We start from the raw sequence: 21035 nt of genomic DNA on the forward strand, positions 1-21035 counted from the left end.
GCGGATCGCGCTGGGCGATACCGCGCCAGCCCACCACCTTGGAGAGATGATCGAGCATCACCAGATGCTCGCGCCACAGCCCGTCCACCGACTGCAGGAGGATCGACTTTTCCACCTGCCGCATGATCGAGGGTGAATATTTCTCGGCCTTGGCCGCGATATGGGCGTCGGCCTGCTCGCGAATACGCGTCTCCAGCGTCTCGGTATCGATCCCTTCCTCGGCCGCCCATTCGGCAGCGGGAATCTCGATGTTGAGATAGGTCTTGGCCGCGGCGGCCAGTTGCTCGGTGTTCCACTGCTCGGGGAAGGAACGCGGCGGGCAGGCCTTGGCCACGATATTGCCGACCACGTCGTGACGCATCTCGGTGATGGTTTCGCTGACGTCCTCGGCATCCATGAATTCGAGACGCTGCTCGAAGATCACCTTGCGCTGATCATTCATCACGTCGTCATATTTGAGGATGTTCTTGCGGATGTCGAAATTGCGCGCCTCGACCTTGCCCTGCGCCCGTTCGATCGCCTTGGTAACCCAGGGATGGGTAATGCTTTCGCCCTGTTCCAGGCCCAGCTTGCCCAGCATGGAATCCATGCTGTCGACCGGGAAGATGCGCATCAGGTCGTCCTGCAGGCTCAGGAAGAACTTCGAATGCCCCGGATCGCCCTGGCGGCCGGAACGGCCACGCAGCTGGTTGTCGATGCGGCGGCTTTCATGGCGCTCGGTACCGATCACCATCAGCCCGCCGGCGGCCAGCGCCTTCTGCTTGTCCTCGGCGATCCTGGCCTTGATCTCGGCGATTTTCTTTTCGCGCGCCTCGCCTTCGAGTTCGCTTGCCTCGCGCTGAATGCGCATTTCGAGATTGCCACCCAGCTGGATATCGGTACCGCGGCCGGCCATGTTGGTGGCGATGGTGATCGCCCCCGGCAGGCCGGCATCGGCCACGATATAGGCTTCCTGCTCATGGTGCCGCGCATTGAGCACGTTCATCGTGCCCACATTCTTCTTGCGCAGCAGCTCGGCCAGCATTTCCGATTTTTCGATCGAGGTCGTGCCCACCAGCACCGGCTGGCCCCGGTCCTGACACTCCTTGATCAATTCGGCGATGGCCTCGAACTTTTCTTCCGCTGTGCGATAGATCGCGTCGTCTTCGTCGATACGCTGGATCGGCAGGTTGGTGGGCACCGTCGTGACGCCCAGGCTATAGATATCGGCGAATTCCTCGGCCTCGGTCGCCGCCGTACCGGTCATGCCTGCCAGTTTCTTGTAGAGGCGGAAATAGTTCTGGAAGGTGATCGAGGCCAGCGTCTGGTTCTCGGCCTGGATCTTGACGTGCTCCTTGGCCTCCAGCGCCTGGTGCAGGCCTTCAGAATAGCGCCGCCCCGGCATCATGCGGCCCGAGAACTCGTCGATGATCACCACTTCATCATTGCGAACGATATAGTCCTTGTCGCGGCGGAACAGCTTGTGGGCACGCAGGGCCGAATTGGCATGGTGCACCAGCGCGACATTTTCCACGTCATACATGGAGCCCCCGCGCAGCAGCCCGGCCTCGGCCAGCGCCGCCTCGAGCTTTTCCACGCCCTGGTCGGTAAAGGTGGCGGCGCGATGCTTTTCGTCGAGCTCAAAATCTCCCTCGCCGATCACCCCGATCAGCTGGTCGATCTTGACGTAGAGTTCGGAGCGGTCTTCGGACGGTCCGGAAATGATCAGCGGTGTACGGGCCTCGTCGATCAGGATGGAGTCCACCTCGTCGACAATGGCGAATTCATGCCCGCGCTGCACCATCTGGGCGCGAGTATATTTCATGTTGTCGCGCAGATAGTCGAAGCCCAGCTCATTATTGGTGCCATAGGTGATGTCGGCAGCATAAGCCGCCTTGCGCTCGGCATCGGTCAGGCCATGCACGATCACGCCATAGCTGAGGTCCAGGAAATTGTAGATCTGGCCCATCCATTGGGCGTCGCGCCTGACCAGGTAATCATTGACCGTGACCAGATGCGCGCCCTTGCCGGTCAGGGCATTGAGATACATCGGCAGCGTTGCCACCAGCGTCTTGCCCTCGCCGGTGCGCATTTCGGCGATCGAACGGTCATTCATCACCATGCCGCCGATCAGCTGCACGTCGAAATGCCGCATGCCCAGGACACGCTTGGATGCCTCGCGCACCGTGGCGAAGGCCGGCACCAGAATGTCTTCGAGCTTGGCCCCCTGTTCGAGCTGGGCCTTGAACTCGGCGGTCCGCGCCTTGAGGTCATCGTCGCTCAGCCTGGCCAGTTCTGGTTCGAGCGCGTTGATCGCCGCCACCTTGCCCTGATATCGCTTGACCTGCCGGTCCGAAGTCGTCCCGAAAATTTTCCGGGCAAGCGCAGCAAGTGCCATTGTTTGTGGTCCTTTGTTTGTGAGCGGCGGGGCTTGTGGAGCGGGCGGCCTGCAAGAATGCGGGCGCTGGCGGGCCCCGTTTCGCCTCGTCACAACTTGGGGAATTCCTCTCGGTTCCCGCTTGCGGATTTAGGGCATGGTCCCTGCCTGGCTTTTAGGCCTGTCGGGCGGTCCCACGCTCAATGAAAAAGCGGCTGAGATGTAAGAGTGGGGGTCAGGCTTGTCAACGTGCCCGAAATGGGCGACACCTTCCCACCCGTGCGGCCATGCGGGTGGAGTGCGCGCGCCAATGACACTTCGGTGAGCGCCGCCCGCCCGGCACATTTTGGCCCCCTTGCCATGCGAGCGGGACGCCAGAACTTACTGACCATGCTGGCCATGCCCTTTGTTGGCCCGCCAAGGAGACACGTGATCCCCATGTCCTATTCGACTTCGCGCCTTCTGCGCGCCGCCAGCCTCGCCGTCCTGCTTGCCGCAACGCCGGCCCTCAGCGCCCTGGCGCAGGACAGCGCCGCCACCCCGCCCGCCGCCGAAGCCACTGCGGTCGATCCGGCAAGTGTGGTGGCCCGGGTCGGCGATCAGACCATCACCGAGGGGGATCTGGCCTTCGCCGCCGAAGACATGGCCCAGGACCTGGCGCAGATGCCGCCCGAGGAACGCCGCGCTTTCCTCGTGCGCATCCTGATCGACATGAAGGTGATGTCCGCGGCCGCCCGCGAGGCCGGGATGGACCAGACCGAAATTTTCGCGCAGCGCCGGGAATATCTCGAAGAGCGCGCCCTGCGCCGCGCCTATTTTGCCGAGGCCATTGCCGCATCGGTAACCGAAGAGGCCGTGCGCGCCGAATATGACGCCTATGTTGCCCAGTTCGAACCGGTTGACGAAATCCGCGCCAGCCACATCCTGGTGGAAACGGAAGAAGAGGCCAACACTCTCAAGGCCGAACTCGATGGCGGTGCCGATTTTGCCACCCTGGCACGCGAACACTCCATCGATCCTGGTGCCGCCAATGGCGGCGACCTCGGCTTTTTCGGCCGCGGCATGATGGTGCAACCCTTCGAGGAGGCCGCCTTCGCTCTCGGTGACGGAGCAATTTCCGCGCCGGTCCAATCCCAGTTCGGCTGGCACATCATCAAGCTGGAAGAAAAGCGCCAGTCCCAGCCACCCGCCTTCGAGCAGGTCGCCCCGCAAATCCAGAACCAGCTGTTGATGCAGACTTTCACCGAGACAGTGGACGAGCTCATGGCCGACGTTGAGGTGACCATCGAGGATCCCGCGCTCAAAGCCAAGTTCGACGCCCAGGAGGCCGCCGAGAACGCCGCCGCCGGCCAGTAGCGCGACCTGAACCAGACCAATCAAATAAAAGCCCGGCCAGCGCGCCGGGCTTTTTCCTGCCTGCCGCACCGGACAATCCGGCGCCGGCCTAGCCCCGATAGCCGGGCACGCCTTTGAGGATCACCTCGACCACCCTCGGCACCTTTTCCATTGCTTCCTCGACCTGACCAAGCAGCAATTTGTGCCAGGCATAGGAGACCACAAGGCCAATAATCAGTTCGCCATCGGTGTCCTGGGGCACCTCCCCGCGCGACTTGGCCCGGTCCACGATTTGGACCGAATGGGCCATGCGCTCGTCATGATAGGCATTGAGCACCTTTGCCGCCTCCTGGTCAGTCTGCGCCTCGGCGACCACGGCACGATAGACCGTGCCACACAGGCTCCCATGCCAGAAACCAAGCAGGTGGTCACCGAGGAAGCTGACAAGGTCGCCCCGCAGGCTTCCCGTGTCGGGAAAGGCCTTGGCGTTCTTGAAGCGCTTGTAGACGTCCAGCATCAGCGCCGTGCGATGCGGCCACCAGCGATAGATTGTCGGCTTGCCGGCGCGGGCGCGACGCGCCACTGCCTCGATGGAGAAACCCGCAATGCCCCCCTCCTCCAGCACGGCTTCCGCCGCATCCAGGATAGCCTCCTGGCTCGCCGGATTGCGCCGCGCCCCGATGGACCGCCGCGCGGTCTCTTCAGGGTCCTGCCGGTTGGGGCTGTCTGTGCTCATGGTTTCTATATGGCGCAAAAGGGGCCTATGGAAAAGACTTGAACGAAACGGCCCGTTTCATTATATAACGAAACGTAGCGTTTCGATTGGAGATCCCAAATGCCCCTCCCCGCCCGTCTCCGCCTGACCCTGTTGATGACCCTGGCCGTCTATCCATTGGTGACACTGTACCTCTATATACTCACGCCCCTCACCGAGGGCTGGAGCATCTGGCAGCGCAGTCTGATCCTGGTGCCGATGATGACGACTTCGATCGTGCTGGTGGTTATGCCCTTTATCAACAAGCGGTTTTCCGCCTTCATCGCCGGCCGCAGGCCTGCTGCGGCCTGATCTTCCTGCTAGTTTGACGGGGCCTTGCCCGCCCCGCCAGCGGTTGATTTGGCACATCGCCCCTCCCGTGTTTTACTTTCCTCCGAACGGGACAAAAAGTGGGGCAATATGTTCAAGAGCTTCGTGATCAATCCGCCGGTCTTTTTCGGTTCGGTGATTATCATCGGCATCTTCCTCGCCATTGGCGTGGTGTTTCCGGCCAGTGCCGGGGCATTCTTCTCAACCCTGCAATCGTCCATTCTCACCAGCTTTGGCTGGCTCTATCTGCTCGCGGTCGGCATTTTCCTCATCGCCGTTTTGCTCTTTACCCTGGGCCGCTATGGGCGCCTTAAGCTCGGCCCGGATGACTCCACCCCCGATTTCAAGTTCACCTCCTGGATTGCCATGCTCTTTGCCGCCGGCATGGGCATTGGCCTGATGTTCTACGCAGTGGGCGAACCCATGACCCATTTCATGGCCCCGCCCACCGCCGAGCCGCGCACCATCGAGGCGATGCGCGAGGCCATGAGCGTCACCTTCTTCCATTGGGGCATTCACGCCTGGGCCATCTATGCGGTCGTCGGCCTGTCGCTGGCCTATTTCGGCTATCGCTACAACCTGCCCCTGACCATCCGCTCGGGCCTCTATCCGCTGCTCAAGGAGCGCATCAATGGCCCCATCGGCCATGCCGTCGACATTTTCGCCATTGTCGGCACCATGTTCGGTATCGCCACCTCGCTGGGCCTGGGCGTCAACCAGATCAATGCCGGGCTCAACTATCTGCTCGGCGTGCCCATCGGACCCGAGGTTCAGCTGCCGCTGATCGCTGCCATCACGGCACTGGCCACCATTTCGGTCGTGACCGGTCTCGACAAGGGCGTGCGCATCCTCTCCGAGACCAATCTGGTCGTCGCGATCCTGCTCATGTTCTTCGTGCTCTTTGTCGGCCCCACCGCCGATCTCTTCCGCGATTTCGTGCAGAATCTGGGGCTCTATCTTGATACGCTGGTGCTGCGCACCTTCAACATCTACGCCTATGAACCCACCCCCTGGGTCGATGGCTGGACCCTGTTCTATTGGGCCTGGTGGATTTCCTGGTCACCCTTTGTCGGCATGTTCATTGCCCGTATTTCCCGTGGCCGCACCGTGCGCCAATTCGTCACCGCCGTGCTCTTCATTCCGGCCGGCTTCACCTTTTTCTGGATGACCGTCTTCGGCAATACAGGCATCTTCATCGATACCGGCGTGGCCGCGGGCGAACTGGGCACGGCCATCGCCAATGACGTGTCGGTAGGCCTGTTCCAGTTCTTCACCTATCTGCCCTTCCCGGCGATCACCTCGACCCTGGCCATCCTGCTGGTGGCCATCTTCTTCATAACCTCTTCGGACTCGGGTTCACTGGTGGTCGATTCCATCGCCGCCGGCGGGGAAACCGCCACAACCACGGGACAGCGCGTGTTCTGGTGCGTCCTGGAAGGCGTGGTTGCCGCCAGCCTCCTGCTTGCTGGCGGCTTGGGCGCCCTGCAATCGGCCACCATTGCCAGCGCTCTGCCCTTTACCTTTGTTATGCTGGCACTGGTCTGGGCGCTCTTTATTGGGATGCGCGCCGACCTTGCCCAGCATGATGCCCACGCCACCCCGGCCTTCGCCCCCGCCCAACCAGCATCCGGCGTCACCTGGCAACGCCGCCTGGGTCTGATGCTGCGCGCGCCCAGCCAGCGCGAAGTTCAGCAATTCCTGGAAAAGGAAGCCAGACCGGCACTCGCCCAGGTGGCCCAGGAGCTCTCCGAGCGCGGCCGCCCGGCCGAGGTGATCGAGGAGGATGGCGGCAGCATCGCCCTTCGCGCTCCGGCCGAAGGGGTGCGCGACTTTGTATACGGCGTCAGCCTTGCCAGCCAGCCCATGCCCATCATGGCCCCGCTGGGCGGCGGCAAGCCGGACCTGCGCTATGAGGCCCGAACCTATTTTTCCAGCGGCGGCCGCGGCTATGACATCATGGGCATGCACCGCGACCAGATCATCGCCGACATCCTGGTGCAGTTCGAACGCTATCTGCACCTGACGCACTCGACGGAATCACAAATCCTGCACGCCGCGCCCGAACATCCCAGCGGAACCTGACCGCGGACCACAGGCCTGTGCGGCGGGCGTCTTGCGCCTGCCGCAGCTTTGGGGCACACCCGATTCAGTCGATTGATTTGCCATCGCAAGGTTCTGTCCATGGCCGCCCATCCGGTTTCACCGCTTGCCCCCAAATCCTATCCGGATCTGCCGGCCATTGAGGGGGTGCGCTTTGCCACCGCCGAGGCCGGCATCAAGTACAAGAACCGCACCGATGTGCTGCTGATGGCCTTTGACGAGGGCACCGTGGCCGCCGGCGTTCTCACCCGCTCGAAATGTTCTTCGGCCGCCGTCGACTGGTGCCGCGCCAATCTACCCGGCGGCAAGGCCCGTGGCCTCGTGGTCAATTCGGGTAATGCCAATGCCTTTACCGGGGTCAAGGGCAAGGATTCCGTGCAGCAGACCGCCGAGATCGCCGCCAAGGCCCTCGGATGCACCACCGCCGAGATATTCCTGGCCTCCACCGGCGTCATCGGCGAGCCGCTCGATGCCTCCAAGTTCACCGGCGTCCTGGATGAAACCGCGACGCGTCTGAACAGCACGCCCTGGATTGATCCAGCCAAGGCCATCATGACTACCGACACCTACCCCAAGCTTTCGGGCGCCGTGCTCGAGATCGACGGGGTCGAGGTCAAGATCAACGGCATCGCCAAGGGCTCGGGCATGATCGCGCCGGACATGGCCACCATGCTCAGCTTCGTGGTCACCGACATGCCCATCGCCGCCGATGTGTTGCAGGCTCTGCTCGTCAAACACAACCAGACCAGCTTCAATTCCATCACCGTCGACAGCGACACCTCGACCTCCGACACGCTCCTGGCCTTCGCCACCGGCAAGGCAGCTGTCGATCCCATCTTGAGCCTTGATGATCCGCGCGCCGAGATTTTCGGCGAAGCACTTTCCGACGTGCTCTTCGAGCTGGCCATCCATGTTGTTCGCGACGGCGAAGGCGCGACCAAGCAGGTCTCTGTCCATGTCGAAGGCGCGGTTTCCGACGAAAGCGCCTTCCGCATCGCCAAGGCCATTGCCGATAGCCCCCTGGTCAAGACCGCCATTGCCGGCGAAGACGCCAATTGGGGCCGCGTCGTCATGGCCGTGGGCAAAGCCGGCGAACCGGCCGACCGTGACAGACTCGCCATCCGCTTCGGCGACCTGGTTGTGGCCCGCAATGGCGAACGCGCCGCCGGTTACGACGAGACCGCCACCAGCGCCTATATGAAGGGCGAGGAACTGGAGCTGACCGTGTCCCTCGGCCTCGGCGAGGGCAAGGCCACGGTCTATACCTGCGACCTCACCCATGGCTACATCACCATCAATGGCGACTATCGGAGCTGATGTGACCCTGCCTTCGGTCGAAACCTTTGAGCGGGCGGGGCTCGAGGCCTGGCCCGGCATCACCGTCAAATGGGATGGCAATTGGGTGCGCCGCGCTTCAGGCGGCTACACCAAGCGCGCCAATTCCGCTCAATGCTTCGATCCGACCGACGATGCCGATGCCGACCTCAGGATCATCAGCGCCAGCTCCTGGTTGATCGTCAATGGCGCCAGGCCGGTGTTCCGCATCACCCCGCTCTCGGCACCCGCGCTCAATGAGGCGCTGGATCGGGCCGGCTGGGTCGAGATCGACCCTTCACATCTCTACGCCATGCCGCTCGGCGCCCATGAGCCCGATGCGGAGGGCAAGATGCTGCCCCTGCTCGACCCCGAATTTCTCGCAGCCCAGCAAAAGCTGCAGGGTTATGACGACGCCATGCTGGCGCGCATGCGCGCCCTGCTCGCGGTCATGGCGGTGCCCGCCTGCGGCATCGTCATCTATCGAGGCGACGAAGCCGTTGCCTCCGGGCTCATGGCCATTTCCAATGGCATCGTCATCACCGGCAATGTCATCACCGACCCAGGCCGCCGACGGCAGGGGCTGGGGGCAGCCATGATGCGCACCGGCCTTGCCTGGGCCCGCGACAATGGGGCCACCATTGCGGCACTTAACGTCCAGGCCGACAACCCCGCTGGTCAGGCGCTGTACCAGTCCCTGGGCTATACCCATCAGTACGACTACCACTATCGCATTCCCGGAGCGCCCAAGTGAACGACAAACCCCTGCTGCTTGTGGTTGCCTGCGCCCTGGTCGACGCCGATCGCCGGGTGCTGATTGCCCAGCGCCCCGAGGGCAAGTCCATGGCCGGTCTATGGGAATTTCCTGGCGGCAAGGTCGAACCGGGCGAGACGCCCGAAGCCGCCCTGATCCGCGAACTGGCCGAAGAGCTGGAGATCGAGACGAAAGAGGCCTGTCTGGCACCTCTCTCATTCGCCAGTCATTCTTACGAGAGCGTTCACCTTCTGATGCCACTTTACGTCTGCCGGAAATGGCAAGGGACGCCGCAGACGCGCGAGCACAAGGCCCTCAAATGGGTCCGCCCGCAGGCCTTGCGCGACTATCCCATGCCCCCGGCAGACGAACCGCTGATCGCAGCCCTCTGCGATCTTCTCTAATCCGTGCAACGGCCAGAAGGGCCATTGGGCAGGGAGTGGTCATGCAAATTCAGATGCTGCGGCGCTTCATCGCTGAGGAAACGGGCACCACCGCCATAGAATATGCGCTGTTGGGTACCTTGATCGGGGTGGCTATGCTCGCCACCTTCACCGTATTCGGCAATGCGCTGGGCGAATTGTTCAATTCGCCTGCCGTTGACACGCTCGGATCGGTCGCCAACAGCCTGTAGCACATCCATTCTCAGGGCCGCGCCACCACCTTGTAGCGCTGCCCGGGCACCAGCGGATCGCCCGGATAGAGATTGTTGATGATGTAGAACAGTTCCCGCGCCCCGGAGAAATTGGCCATCTGCTGGGCCAGCCTGTCGGCATTGTCGCCCGCACGGGCCGTGACCAGCTTGATGACGAGCCGCCGGATCTGGCTGAGATCGGCAGCATTGGTGCGGCGGAAGCTTTCGAGCGTCGCCTGCGCACCTTGCGAGAAACGCGGACTGTCGCTCTTGGCGGCGAAGATAAAGCGATAGACCTCGCCATCGAGCCGCATCACCGCAACCCGGAAGAACCACTGGTCGGTCTGCGCCAGCCCCGAGGCCATCTCGATGCCATTATGTTCGCTGGCGGTCACGGTCCCGGCCTTGAGCCCCGCGATCCAGCCCGATTTGAGGTAGTCGGTCAGCGACATGTTCGGCTGCACCTGCGCGCTGTCAAAGCGCACGGCCTCGCCATCCCCTGCCACGCCCACCACGGCGCTTTGCGAAGTCTGCAGCGCATAGCCCTGCGGCACGGTGAAGGTGAACTTGTTGGCCGGGTGGATGAAGCGCTGCCCGACGATCGAACCCTGTGCGGGACTGTCACCGAAGCTGAGGCCGGAAATGGCCGACAGATAGGCATCCCGGTCCGATTCCCCGGCCCCGGTGGAGCCAAACATGGAGCGCGCAGTATTCATCGCTGTTTCGATGCGGGCTGGGGTGGATGGGTGAGACGACAAGAACCCGTCCCCGCCGCTCATGGCCCCGGCAGAGAACGCCGCGAACCGGCTCATCACGCCCAGGAAACGGGCCGCCGCCTGTGGATCGTAACCAGCCTTGCCGGCGAACTTGATGCCTTCCTTGTCGGCATCGAGCTCCTGGTTCTGGCTGAAGGCCGCCAACTGTTCACGGGTGCGATTGGCCGTGGCATCGGTCGAGGTATCACCGCCAAAAATGCCGGTGATCACCCGATCCACGATCTGGGTCTGCCGCGTGCGGTCCGTGCGCGCCCGGGCGTGCCGCAGGGTGACATGGGCGATTTCATGGGCCAGAACCGCCGCCAGCTCGCTGGTATCGGAGGCAAGCGCCAGGATGCCGCGTGTGACATAAATATAGCCGCCCGGCAGCGCAAAGGCGTTGACCTCGGAGGTATCGAGAATCGTGACCTGGTACTTGGCATTTGGCTGGTTGGCCGCAGCCAGCAGGCGCCCGACAATCCGAGCGACCATGATCTCGGCCTGGCGATCCTCATAGACACCGCCATAAGCCGAGACGATCCGCGGATGCTCGCGCAGCCCCAGCACGGAATCGTCCGGATCGGTGCCCTCCGGCACCACCTGCGGGGCCGGATTGTCTCCGGTGCGCGCAACATTGACGCCGGACCCGACCAGCGACGAACAGGCCGTCAACGCCACAAGGCTGACAGCCAGGACTCCCACCCGCCAAAACTTGCTACCCATATGCGCGGTCATCGCCTCGCCAGAACCTCAATCTGCTCGGGATGGGTGACCTCGATGCGTGGACCATCCCGATCGTCCACCCATCCGCGCACGCGAATCAGCGCCCCATCCAGCGTCAACGGGTCCAGACCGTCCTCGGCAAACAGCCTGAGCGCCGGGGCCTCGATGACGACAGTGAAGTCTTCCTTCCAGATCCGGCCAAAATTGAGATAGACCCGCGATCCATTTCTGTCGGCCAGGAGTACCCGGCCTTCCACCAGTTCATAGCTGCCCGCAAGCCTGGCCAATTCGGCCGGACGATCCGCCGCCCGAACGCTGTAATAGGGATCGGCCCAGATTCCAAGCCGCTCCGCCCGGGCCTGCGCCTCGGCTGCAAAAAGTTGATCGAGGCATTGCCGGTTGTCCGGGAAGGAATAGACCCGCGCCAGGCCGGCCTGGACCATATGCAGTTGCGCCCAGGCCGATTCCGCCGCGTCGTCGAGGAACAGATGCGCCAACGCCCGCTCGTAACGGTCGATTTCCTCGCCGCCGAAGCCCAAGCGCACCGACTTGTTCAGCACCAGTGCCTCGAGTGCCGATTTGGCCTCCGGTGCCAATGGCCAGGTGGGAAAGCCTTCGCGTCCCAGGGGCAGCTTGGGCGCTTGCGTGCCAATCAGGCGCACCACCAACCCCGAATCGAGCACCACCGTGTCCCCGTCTGTCACCTGAGCCACCACGCCGCCCGGCGCCAGCCGCAAAGCCTCGCACGCCTCTGCCGCAGCGGGGTTCAGGCCGACCAGCATGGCGGCGGTCATCGAGGCAAATGTCGTGCGGCGCAAGCGGACGGCCCTTCGAAACAGTTTCTTCACCATGCACCCAAATACGGCAAAAAAAGATTACTGCGGCCAGATGAACTTGCCAGGACCAACAAGACAACGCCCCCATTGCCTTTGAGCAACGGGGACGCCAAGCTGGTAAAGGTCAGGAGAATGCAATGAGCGCATCAGGGACAATCAGGACGGGCACCGCCGGATGGGTATTCGAGCCCTGGCGTGGCACCTTCTTTCCCAAGGGCCTGGTGCAGAAGAAGGAACTCGCCTACGCCGCCAGCCGCCTGACCAGCATCGAAATCAACGCCACCTTTCGCGCCAACCAGAAGCCGGCGAGCTTTGCCCGCTGGGCCGGGGAGACACCTGAGGGTTTCCAGTTCTCGGTCAAGGGACCGCAATTGGTCACCCATATAAGGCGGCTCAAGAACTGTGCCGAACCCTTGGCAAATTTCTTCGCGTCCGGCCCTCTAGCACTCGGCGATCGCCTTGGCCCCTTCATCTGGCAATTGCCGCCGAACCTGGCTTTCGACGCGGATAGTTTTGCCGCCTTTCTCGCGCTGCTTCCCCCTGACATCGAAAGCTATCTGGCGCTCGCCAGGCAAGCGGACCCGGCCAGGGTGGAGCCCTTTCTCGACGCCAGCGGTGTCGGCTCCATCCGCCACGCCATCGAACCGCGTCACCCGAGCTTTGAGGGTCCGGAGGTCAACCAATTGCTTGCGTCACATAATATCGCCCGGGTGATCTCCGACACGGTCGATAACCCCGTCCGCGCGCTGACGGCGAATTTCGCCTATTGCCGCCTGCAGGGACCGGCACGTGCCGACGCGCAAGGCTATACCCAGGCCGATATCGCCGACTGGGCTGAAACCATCGCCCGGTGGCGCGATCAGGGCCGCGACGTCTATGCCTATTTTGTCCACGAGGACAAGTTGCATGCGCCGGCCAATGCCATAGCGCTGCGCCAGGCCTTGGGCATTTCCCTGCCGGGAGATTGATCACGACCCCGTTGGGCTCTGGCCACCGCCCCAATTGCCCATTAATGGCCTATCCAACAGCGTCATATCGAGTTCCCCACCATGAGCACTACGCGACCCATCGACAAGATTGCCACCGGCCTTGCCTTTCTCTTGGGCCTTGTCACCATTCTGGGAGCCCTGGGGTCGCAATTCATCGGCGGCCTGCAGCCATGCGAACTCTGCCTTGAGCAGCGCCTGCCCTATTACTGGGGCCTGCCGCTGCTGGCCCTGATCATGATCCTGTGGAACCGCCTGCCCCTGCCGGTCTGGTATGTGGCCATGGCCATTGTGACCGCGCTCTTTGCCTGGGGTGCCTGGCTCGGCGGTTTCCATGCCGGGGTCGAATGGGGATTCTGGCCCGGCCCCACCGCCTGTACCGGGGTGGGCAACGAGCTCTCCATGGACATGCTCAATGACCTGCAGCCGGTCATCGGCTGCGATGTCGTGCAGTTCCGCTTCCTCGGGATTTCGCTGGCCGGATATAACGCATTGATCTCGGCGGCCATTGTGGTGCTGCTTGTTGGAGCGATCCTGTTTCAGGCGCGTCGCAACCGGGCCTGAGCCGGAGCCCCCTTACGGCTCCAGCTCGATGTCCCAATAGAGATAGTCGAGCCAGCTCTGATGCAGATGGTTGGGCGGAAAAGCCCGGCCATTATTGTGCAGGTCATGCACCGTCGGCGCATAGGGCTTCTGATGCGGGAACATCTTGATCTCGCTGGGCAGGCGATTGGCCTTTCTGAGATTGCAGGGGGCACAGGCCGCCACCACATTTTCCCAGGTGGTCAGACCGCCCTTGGAGCGCGGGATGACATGATCAAAAGTCAGATCATGCGTCGAGCCGCAATATTGGCACTGGAACCGGTCCCGCAGGAACACATTGAAGCGCGTGAAGGCCGGATGACGGGCCGGCTTGATATAGTCCCGCAGAGACACGACGCTGGGCAGCCGCATCTCGAAGCTGGGCGAGTGGATGACCGTGTCGTAATGGGAAACGATGTTCACGCGATCCAGGCACACCGCCTTGATGGCATCCTGCCAGGACCACAATGACAGTGGATAGTAACTGAGCGGCCGGAAGTCGGCGTTCAGTACGAGAGCGGGACAGGCCTCAGGCGACACATGGATAGTCACTTGAGTCTCCCGAAGCGGGAATCGCGTAAGTCCATAGCCCTCTTATACTAAGCCCTTTGTGTCGGGCGTGTGAAGCGGGCACGACAAGCTTATTTTTTGCTCACCCGCGCAATGAAGTCCGTGGCGAAGGCCAGCCCGTCTGGCGCAATGCCATGCCCGATGCCGCGGCTGACATGATAGTGCACTGCAAAGCCCGAATTCGTGAGCACACTATGAGCATCTGCGCTGTGATTTGGGTCGACCACGTCATCAAGGTCGCCGTGGATGAGACAGATCGGCGGCATGGCCAGCCCCGGGCCAGAAAAACCGTCCGGCGGTAGGAAGGCACCCGAAAACCCGATGACGCCCATCAAGGTCTGTTCGGCCGGCAGCGACGTTCCCACGTGCAGCGCCATCATCGCGCCCTGGCTGAAGCCGGCGAGGATCGTGCGGGCAGGACTAATTCCAGTTTGAGCCCACAGGTCCTGGAGGAATTCAACCAGTACGGGACGGGCCGAGATGACGCCGGTTTGGCGACTGGCGAGCCGGTCGCCGGTCCAGTCGATCGGGAACCACTGGAAGCCACCCATGCCGGTCCCCATCGGGGCATGCGGGGCAACGAACAGCGCGCTTGGCAATACCGGCTGCCAATGTGGCGCCAGCCCGATCAGGTCATTGCCATCGCTGCCATAACCATGCAGCAGCACCACGGCGCTATCGGGCGCCCCGCCATTGGCTGGGGCAAGCATGGGGCCGGAAAGCTTGGTCATAAAAGGCTCGATTCCCTGTTCTTGAGCGCAGCGAAATAGCGCCAGAACAACAGCGCCGCCGCCGAGCGGTGCGGCGACCAGTCCCGCGCAATGCCGATCATCTCCTTGATCGTCGGACGCACGTCAAGGCCAAGTCCATGTTGGGCCGCCTTGAGCAGGGCCAGGTCGCCCGCCGGAAAAATATCCGGATGCGCGGCACAAAAGAGGAGGTACACCTCGGCCGTCCAGGGACCGATACCCTTGAGCGCCACTAGGCGGGCAACCGCGTCTTCGGCCGGCAGTCCGTCGATATGGGCCAGGTCCAGTTCCCCGGCGACAATCGCCTCGGCGACCGCGCGCAGGGCCAGGTACTTCCCGCGGGAAAATCCGGTGCGGCGCACCGCCTCTTCGCTGAGGGCGAGATAGGTCTGCGGCGCCAGCGCCCCCGGCAGGACCTCGAACCGACCCCAGATCGCCGCAGCGCTCTGCACGGACAATTGCTGTCCGCAGATCACCTTGGCCATGCCGGCAAAGCCATTGGGATTGACCCGCGGCAACACCGTTCCAACCGTATCCAGCATAGGCAACAACCGGGGATCGCGTCCGGTGAGATGGCTGAGGTGCCAACTCACGCCTTCAGGCGTGTCGATGGTCGGGGCGGATGTGGTCTTGGCGGTCACTCAGCTGTTCTTCCGCAGTCTCGCTCCCGCAAAGCGGAAAGCTCTGGTTTCAAGGGATCTGCCCCAACAGGGATTCCCGCTTTCTTGGACGTGGCACTGTGGATATGACTTGGCTCATGTCCAAGCCCCTGCTCCGTTTCGCGCCCAGCCCCAATGGTTCTCTGCATCTGGGCCACGCCCTGTCTGCTTTGGCAACCTGGGGTGCCGCCGCGCGGCTGGGTGGCACGGCCCTGCTGCGCATCGAAGACATCGATACAGCCCGCTGTAAACCCGAATTTACCCAGGCCATTTTCGAGGACCTGGCCTGGCTCGGCCTCAACTGGCCCGAACCGGTTCTGGTTCAATCCGAACGCTTCGACATCTATGCCCACGCCGCCAACCGCCTGCGCGCCATGGACCTGCTGTATCCCTGCTTCTGCTCCCGGGCTCAGATCGCAGAGCACTCCACCGGCACCGATCCCGATGGCGCCCCGCTCTATCCCGGCACCTGCCGGCACCTGTCAAACGCCGAGCGCATCGAGAGGCTGGAACGCGGTGACCCGGTCCAGTTCCGTCTCGATACTGCGACCGCCATGGAGCGCACGGGCATGCTGACCTTTTCCGTCATCGGCCCGACGATCCTGGATCGTCCGCAAATCCGCTATGCCCGACCCGAGCGCTGGGGCGATGTGGTGCTGCAGCGCAAGGATATCCCGACCAGCTATCACCTAAGCGTCGTGGTCGATGACGCCGCCCAGGCCATCACCCATGTTACCCGCGGGCGCGACCTCGAAGCGGCCACCGATATTCACGTGCTGCTGCAAATGCTGCTGGGCCTGCCCACGCCCTATTATCACTTCCATCGCCTGCTGCTGGGTGATGACGGCCAGAAACTCGCCAAGTCGAAAGGCTCGCAGAGCCTGGCCGACCTGCGAGCCCAGGGGTGGACGGCCGAGGACGTGCGGCGGGCGGTGGGATACTAGGTCTTCCCGAGGCGCCCGAGATGGGTGTCCTTGAAGTCTGTACTGGCCTTGAGCCCATAGCCCATCATCCGGTCAAACCCCGAATGGGCCAGCCACAGCGCCCCCAACCCCGCGAACAGGGGCGAGGCGATTAACCCGCCCAGGGCCAATAGCCCCGCCCCGAAAGCATAGACATGGACCAGATTATAGCCCCACGCCCCGATCCGGGGGCCCGCTCCATAGGCAAAGAAACTCAAATCTGGCGCAAAGAACAGCAAGAGGGCACCCCACCAGGGCAGTGGCGCACCGGTCTGGCTGAAAATCACCAGACCAGTCGCGAACACCAATCCGCCTTCCACTCGCTGCCAGACAATGACATCTTTCATTGCACGCACCCCCATGCTCAGGCCGCCTGTTTTTCGGCCGACCGGCCGGCCAGCAATTCTGTGACCGTCTCAGCCACGGCCGCTTCAAACGGCGTCGCAAAAGCCGGACCCAGCAGCGCATCGAGCCGCGGATCGACCAGTTCCATTTCATTGAGCCACAGATAGCGCATGCGGTAGATATCGCGCATCACCGGGTTGACGAAACCCATCGCCCGCAGCAGCCACCAGGGCATCGGAGCGACCCTGACCGGTCCGGCCAGCGCGGTCTGCATCGCCGCCATCAGCTGCGCGTGGCTGACCCAGTGACCGGCAAAATGAAAGTTCTCGAACGCCTTGAGGTCAGCACGCTTATCGGCGAGCACGGTGAAGGCCCGGGCGAGATCAGGCAGATAGGCCCAGCTGTGCCGCGTCTGCAATTCCCCCAGATGGTAAAGCCGCCCCTTGGCATGATCCATCAGCATGGCCGCATCGAACCAGTCGCCACGATTGCCCGGACCGTAGAAATCCCCGGCGCGCAGGATGACAACCTGAAAACCATTCTGGTCGGCTGCCGCACGCAGCATCTGCTCGAGCCGGATGCGGATGTCGCCACGCGGCTTTTCTGCGCTTTGCCGCAGGCCGGGGGCAAGAGTGCGGTCGCTGGCGCGGTAATTATAGATGGTTCCGGGAAACAGCAGCGTCTTGCCCGTGCCCGCCATGGCGTCAAGCACCACCTGCAATTGCCTCTCGGCCCGGCCATTGCCCCACTGGTCGTAGCGCAGATGCAGCGCCTGCACGACGACGTCGGCCTCCGCGATGGCAGCGCGGACCACCGAGAGCTCATCCGCGTCGCCCTTGAAAAACTGCGTCTCGGCAACCGGCTTGCGATTGCTGCGCCCCAGGCCGGTGACATCCCAGCCAGCATGACGAAACGCGATCATCGCTGCATTGCCGATATGGCCATTGCTGCCCAGAACGGTGACTTTACCCTTGCTCATTATGTGCTCCTTGCTGTTGCTGGGGCACAAGATGCGCGCTACATTATTGAATGACGATTGCGCAATTTTCTAGATTTGACCTTCAAAAATGAATAGCGAACCCGATTGGTCCCTATGGCGCAGCTTTGCCGCCGTCATTGCCGAGGGTTCGCTCTCTGGCGCCGCGCGCCATCTGGGACTGAGCCAGCCCACCATTGGCCGGCACATCGAGGCGCTAGAGGGGGACCTCGGCCTCTCACTGTTCGAGCGCAGCCTGACCGGCCTCAAGCCCAACGCCACCGCCTTGCGGCTCTACGCATCGGTCGACCGGGCCAGATCCGCCCTCGCGGAAGCCGCCATTCTCGCCGCCGGCGCCCAGGACGATGAGGGCGGAACAGTCCGCATCACGGCCAGCACCATGATTTCCAACTATGTGCTGCCCGATATTCTCGCCGGCGTCCGCCGCCTGCACCCCCGCATCGCCATTGAATCGGTCCCCACCGATTCCGCCGAAAACCTCTTGATGCGCGAGGCCGACATCGCCGTGCGCATGTTTCGCCCCACCCAGCTCGAACTGATCACCCGGCATCTGGGCGATATCCCGTTGGTGCCCGTGGCCCACGAAAGCTATCTCGCCCGGCGCGGCACACCGACCACGCTGAACGATCTATGGACCCACGACCTGCTCGGCTTCGACCGCTCAGACGCAGTCATTCGCCACGCCCGGTCGCTCGGCTTCGAGGTGACGCGCGACCATTTCCCGGTCCGATCCGATGACCAGCCGCATCTGTGGGAATTGCTGCGGGCCGGCCTTGGCATCGGCTTCGCCCAGCTCAATCTGGCGCGGAAAACGCCCGGCCTCGTGGTGCTGCCCATAGACCTCGCCATCCCGCCTTTGCCCGTCTGGTTGACCGTGCACAGGGAATTGTTCACCTCGCACAGAATTCGTGCCATCTATGATGCTGTGGCGGAGGGCCTCATCGCCTATATCAAGGGCGATCCAATCGCCGCTCCCTGACGTTAAGGTTGTCATGCAAACCCTTCTGAATATCGGCATCGCCCTGGCGCTGCTCTTCGTCGTCATCGTGCTGGGCCTGGGCCTGTGGAACATGCTCAAAGGCGGGCCGGGCAATACCAGCCAGCGCCTGATGCGCCTGCGCGTCATCGGCCAGGCCGTGGCCCTGCTGCTGCTCATGGGCGCGCTGTTCTTCTTCGGCGGTGGCGGCCGCGGCTGATCGCACCGTCGGTTTGGGGGCCGCTATGGTCAAGCTCAACTCCATCTACACCCGCACGGGCGATGACGGCAGCACCGGGCTGGTGCGCGGTCCCCGGCGGCGAAAGCATGATCTGCGTGTGGAGGCCTATGGAACGGTCGAGGAGGCCAATGCCTTCATCGGCCAGGCACGTCTTGCCTCCACTGCCCGGCCGAAGATCGACGCGGTCCTCTCGCGCCTCCAGAACGACCTCTTCGATGTCGGCTCCGACTTGGCCACCCCCGGCGCCGATGCCCCCGAGGCACCGCACAAGACCTTGCGTATCCGCCCGGTGCAGACGCTTTGGCTCGAGCAGCAGATCGATCGCTTCAATGCCGATCTCGCGCCGCTGACCAGCTTCATCCTGCCCGGCGGCACGCCCTTGTCGGTCGCGCTGCATCAGGCCCGCACGATCGCCCGCCGCGCCGAGCGCCTGGTCTCCGCCCTCATTGAGGCAGAGCCGGACACGAACCCGGAAACCCTGCACTATCTCAACCGGCTTTCCGATCTGTTGTTTGTGCTGGGCCGTGTCGCCAATGACAACGGGGCGGGCGATGTCTTGTGGGTGCCGGGCAATTATGGTGATGTTGAAAAGGGCTGAGCCGCCCGGCACTTGTCACGCAGCATTGGAGACTGGCCCTGTTCCTGCCCCTGCATGACACCAATCCCATCCGCCATGTCGACTTTCCCTTCGTCACCTACGGGCTGATGGGCGTCACCATCCTGGTCTTCCTGGTCCAGTCAATCCTGCCGCCGGCGGCCTTCGATCAGGCCACCATCGATTTCGGGATGATCCCCATTGTGGTGCGCGATCTCTATCCGCAACCTGTGCCATGGTTGCCTGATTGGGCGAACCTGGTCACCTATGCCTTCCTGCACGCCGATTGGCTGCATCTTCTGTCGAACATGCTGTTTTTGTGGGTGTTCGGCGACAATATCGAAGACGCTTTCGGGCACCTCAAATTCCTTGTCTTCTATCTCGCCTGCGCCGTACTCGCGGCTCTCGCCCATCTCCTGTTCAATCTTGATGGCAATGGCCCCCTGATCGGCGCGTCCGGCGCCGTGGCCGGGGTGATGGGCGCCTATATCCTGCTCTATCCCCATGCCCGGGTTTTCGTACTGGCCCGCATCGTCTGGCTCATTCCCCTGCCGGTTCCGGCCTTCTGGATGCTCGGCTTCTGGATCGCCACGCAGCTTTTCTTTGTCGTGGTCGGCTCCGATGAACCGGTCGCCTGGTGGGCGCATCTGGGTGGCTTTGCCGCAGGACTCGCGCTGGCGCCACTGTTCAAAAGCCGCAAGGTTCCGCTGTTCGGCGGGCGCTGACCGAACAATATCGGCGCAAATTGCCCTCTTGGGGCAAAGAAGCGTTAACCCGGCTTAACTAGTCTGTCGTGGACCCAACCCTCAGGAACCCGAACTTGAACACCGACCTCTCCACCAATTTGCTGACGGCTCAGACCGCACTGACGCAGAATTCGGTGCAGATTGCCGTATTCAAGAAGGCTCACGAGATGGAAGCCAATCTGCTCAACTCCCTGATGCAGACCGCCCTCGAAACGCCAGCCGCCCCGCCGCCGGGCCAGGGCCTCAAGGTCGACAAGCAGGCCTGAGGCCGTTGCGATGGGAACCGGCATCGGCATTTCCCCCTCGGTCATGATCAACCGCATGGTCCACGAGAAGGCCGTGCCACAGTCGGGTCACCTGCTCGAAGTCGCGCGCCTGCGCGCCCAGATGATGCAGGCCCAGGCCGACAACGCCGCCTCGCCAATACCCACGACCAGACCCGCGGAAGCACCGGTCAACGGCGCAGAAGTTGATTTGCTGATCTAGCATCTCTCGGGCAGAGCAGAATCTTATCCCCGGATAAAAAACCTTCCGCATAATCTTCCCGTCCTCACCGACAACACGCGGTACCGACGAACTTCGAGCCATCCGGATGGGCCAGGCGCGCCGGGGGCGCGACTGGAGGTGAGAAGGCCATGAGAGCTGCGCTCGAATGGCTAGGTGAGGAGGCAGGCCGCACGGTGTCGATCGGGCGGAGGCGTGTATGCTGACCACCGGCCGGTTGCCGGCGGCACGG

General features: G+C 62.9%; 26 protein-coding genes. 16 read left to right on the plus strand and 10 right to left on the minus strand.

The genetic code is table 11. The features are described from left to right. Nucleotides 1-2377 (minus strand): preprotein translocase subunit SecA (secA, locus tag QZ564_RS15835; RefSeq protein ID WP_297112066.1); only part of this gene is annotated, 2377 nt, incomplete at its 3' end. Nucleotides 2378-2584: 207 nt separating this feature from the next. On the opposite strand from secA, the gene QZ564_RS15840 reads away from it, so the two are divergent. Then, a complete protein-coding gene (locus QZ564_RS15840) occupies nt 2585-3712 on the plus strand; it encodes a peptidylprolyl isomerase (RefSeq protein ID WP_297112068.1) in 1128 nt (375 codons plus the stop codon). Between the two features lie 88 nt (nt 3713-3800). Here QZ564_RS15840 and QZ564_RS15845 read toward each other — a convergent pair whose 3' ends face one another. Next, entirely contained in the window at nt 3801-4427 is a 627-nt protein-coding gene (locus tag QZ564_RS15845) for a TetR/AcrR family transcriptional regulator (protein ID WP_297112070.1), read from the minus strand. Nucleotides 4428-4526: 99 nt separating this feature from the next. On the opposite strand from QZ564_RS15845, the gene QZ564_RS15850 reads away from it, so the two are divergent. The 6 genes from QZ564_RS15850 (at nt 4527) to QZ564_RS15875 (ending at nt 9577) form a co-directional block, all read left to right on the plus strand. Beyond that, the gene (locus QZ564_RS15850; protein ID WP_297112072.1) at nt 4527-4757 is read left to right on the plus strand and encodes a hypothetical protein; all 231 of its coding nucleotides are present in this window, start codon (nt 4527-4529) and stop codon (nt 4755-4757) included. A 108-nt stretch (nt 4758-4865) separates the two neighbouring features. Further along, nucleotides 4866-6857 carry a BCCT family transporter gene (locus QZ564_RS15855; protein ID WP_297112074.1) on the plus strand — a complete coding sequence of 664 codons (1992 nt, stop codon included), beginning with the start codon at nt 4866-4868 and terminating at the stop codon, nt 6855-6857. Nucleotides 6858-6956: 99 nt separating this feature from the next. Continuing rightward, nucleotides 6957-8192, plus strand: a complete 1236-nt coding sequence (gene argJ, locus QZ564_RS15860) for a bifunctional glutamate N-acetyltransferase/amino-acid acetyltransferase ArgJ (protein WP_297112076.1) — start codon at nt 6957-6959, stop codon at nt 8190-8192. A gap of 1 nt (nt 8193) precedes the next feature. Next, complete coding sequence (locus QZ564_RS15865) at nt 8194-8943, plus strand: GNAT family N-acetyltransferase (RefSeq protein WP_297112078.1); 750 nt, start codon at nt 8194-8196, stop codon at nt 8941-8943. Next, a complete protein-coding gene (gene mutT / locus QZ564_RS15870) occupies nt 8940-9347 on the plus strand; it encodes an 8-oxo-dGTP diphosphatase MutT (RefSeq protein WP_297112079.1) in 408 nt (135 codons plus the stop codon). The genes QZ564_RS15865 and mutT overlap by 4 nt, the downstream gene beginning before the upstream one ends. Before the next feature lie 41 nt (nt 9348-9388). Then, nucleotides 9389-9577, plus strand: coding sequence for a Flp family type IVb pilin (locus tag QZ564_RS15875; RefSeq protein WP_297112081.1), 189 nt, complete (start codon nt 9389-9391; stop codon nt 9575-9577). An 11-nt stretch (nt 9578-9588) separates the two neighbouring features. Here QZ564_RS15875 and QZ564_RS15880 read toward each other — a convergent pair whose 3' ends face one another. Then, nucleotides 9589-11055 (minus strand): M48 family metalloprotease, encoded by a 1467-nt coding sequence (locus QZ564_RS15880; RefSeq protein ID WP_297112084.1) that lies wholly within the window; start codon nt 11053-11055, stop codon nt 9589-9591. Between the two features lie 8 nt (nt 11056-11063). Further along, nucleotides 11064-11873 carry a thermonuclease family protein gene (locus QZ564_RS15885; protein ID WP_297112086.1) on the minus strand — a complete coding sequence of 270 codons (810 nt, stop codon included), beginning with the start codon at nt 11871-11873 and terminating at the stop codon, nt 11064-11066. 155 nt (nt 11874-12028) lie between these two features. Between QZ564_RS15885 and QZ564_RS15890 the strand changes: the two genes are divergently transcribed. Then, nucleotides 12029-12859 (plus strand): DUF72 domain-containing protein, encoded by an 831-nt coding sequence (locus QZ564_RS15890; RefSeq protein ID WP_297112089.1) that lies wholly within the window; start codon nt 12029-12031, stop codon nt 12857-12859. 81 nt (nt 12860-12940) lie between these two features. Continuing rightward, nucleotides 12941-13441: a disulfide bond formation protein B gene (locus tag QZ564_RS15895; protein ID WP_297112091.1), complete on the plus strand. Its 501-nt coding sequence runs from the start codon at nt 12941-12943 to the stop codon at nt 13439-13441. A gap of 12 nt (nt 13442-13453) precedes the next feature. Here QZ564_RS15895 and QZ564_RS15900 read toward each other — a convergent pair whose 3' ends face one another. The 3 genes from QZ564_RS15900 to QZ564_RS15910 form a co-directional block, all read right to left on the minus strand. After that, nucleotides 13454-14011 (minus strand): HNH endonuclease, encoded by a 558-nt coding sequence (locus QZ564_RS15900; protein ID WP_297112093.1) that lies wholly within the window; start codon nt 14009-14011, stop codon nt 13454-13456. 89 nt (nt 14012-14100) lie between these two features. Beyond that, nucleotides 14101-14760, minus strand: a complete 660-nt coding sequence (locus QZ564_RS15905; RefSeq protein ID WP_297112095.1) for a prolyl oligopeptidase family serine peptidase — start codon at nt 14758-14760, stop codon at nt 14101-14103. Beyond that, nucleotides 14757-15419, minus strand: coding sequence for a DNA-3-methyladenine glycosylase (locus QZ564_RS15910; protein ID WP_297112098.1), 663 nt, complete (start codon nt 15417-15419; stop codon nt 14757-14759). Before QZ564_RS15910 ends, QZ564_RS15905 begins: the two co-directional genes overlap by 4 nt. 116 nt (nt 15420-15535) lie before the next feature. Here QZ564_RS15910 and gluQRS point away from each other — a divergent pair, with 116 nt between their 5' ends. After that, entirely contained in the window at nt 15536-16381 is an 846-nt protein-coding gene (gene gluQRS / locus QZ564_RS15915) for a tRNA glutamyl-Q(34) synthetase GluQRS (protein ID WP_297112100.1), read from the plus strand. On the opposite strand, the gene QZ564_RS15920 is transcribed toward gluQRS, so the two are convergent. Beyond that, nucleotides 16378-16746, minus strand: coding sequence for a DUF4260 domain-containing protein (locus tag QZ564_RS15920; RefSeq protein ID WP_297112102.1), 369 nt, complete (start codon nt 16744-16746; stop codon nt 16378-16380). The genes gluQRS and QZ564_RS15920 overlap by 4 nt on opposite strands. Nucleotides 16747-16763: 17 nt before the next feature. After that, nucleotides 16764-17723 carry an NAD-dependent epimerase/dehydratase family protein gene (locus QZ564_RS15925; RefSeq protein WP_297112104.1) on the minus strand — a complete coding sequence of 320 codons (960 nt, stop codon included), beginning with the start codon at nt 17721-17723 and terminating at the stop codon, nt 16764-16766. 88 nt (nt 17724-17811) lie between these two features. Here QZ564_RS15925 and QZ564_RS15930 point away from each other — a divergent pair, with 88 nt between their 5' ends. From QZ564_RS15930 to QZ564_RS15955, 6 genes are all read left to right on the plus strand, one after another. Then, a complete protein-coding gene (locus tag QZ564_RS15930) occupies nt 17812-18720 on the plus strand; it encodes a LysR family transcriptional regulator (RefSeq protein WP_297112106.1) in 909 nt (302 codons plus the stop codon). 13 nt (nt 18721-18733) lie between these two features. After that, nucleotides 18734-18937 carry a twin transmembrane helix small protein gene (locus QZ564_RS15935; protein WP_297112108.1) on the plus strand — a complete coding sequence of 68 codons (204 nt, stop codon included), beginning with the start codon at nt 18734-18736 and terminating at the stop codon, nt 18935-18937. Between the two features lie 25 nt (nt 18938-18962). Further along, nucleotides 18963-19556, plus strand: coding sequence for a cob(I)yrinic acid a,c-diamide adenosyltransferase (locus QZ564_RS15940; RefSeq protein ID WP_297112110.1), 594 nt, complete (start codon nt 18963-18965; stop codon nt 19554-19556). A gap of 107 nt (nt 19557-19663) precedes the next feature. Further along, nucleotides 19664-20278: a rhomboid family intramembrane serine protease gene (locus QZ564_RS15945; RefSeq protein WP_297112112.1), complete on the plus strand. Its 615-nt coding sequence runs from the start codon at nt 19664-19666 to the stop codon at nt 20276-20278. 95 nt (nt 20279-20373) lie between these two features. After that, the gene (locus QZ564_RS15950; protein WP_297112114.1) at nt 20374-20565 is read left to right on the plus strand and encodes a putative motility protein; all 192 of its coding nucleotides are present in this window, start codon (nt 20374-20376) and stop codon (nt 20563-20565) included. Between the two features lie 10 nt (nt 20566-20575). Beyond that, nucleotides 20576-20785, plus strand: a complete 210-nt coding sequence (locus QZ564_RS15955; protein WP_297112116.1) for a hypothetical protein — start codon at nt 20576-20578, stop codon at nt 20783-20785. 64 nt (nt 20786-20849) lie between these two features. Here QZ564_RS15955 and QZ564_RS15960 read toward each other — a convergent pair. Continuing rightward, on the minus strand, nt 20850-21035 hold a 186-nt coding region (locus QZ564_RS15960), incomplete at its 5' end, for a hypothetical protein (protein ID WP_297112118.1).

This window comes from uncultured Devosia sp. (assembly GCF_913055165.1).
GTDB lineage: Bacteria > Pseudomonadota > Alphaproteobacteria > Rhizobiales > Devosiaceae > Devosia.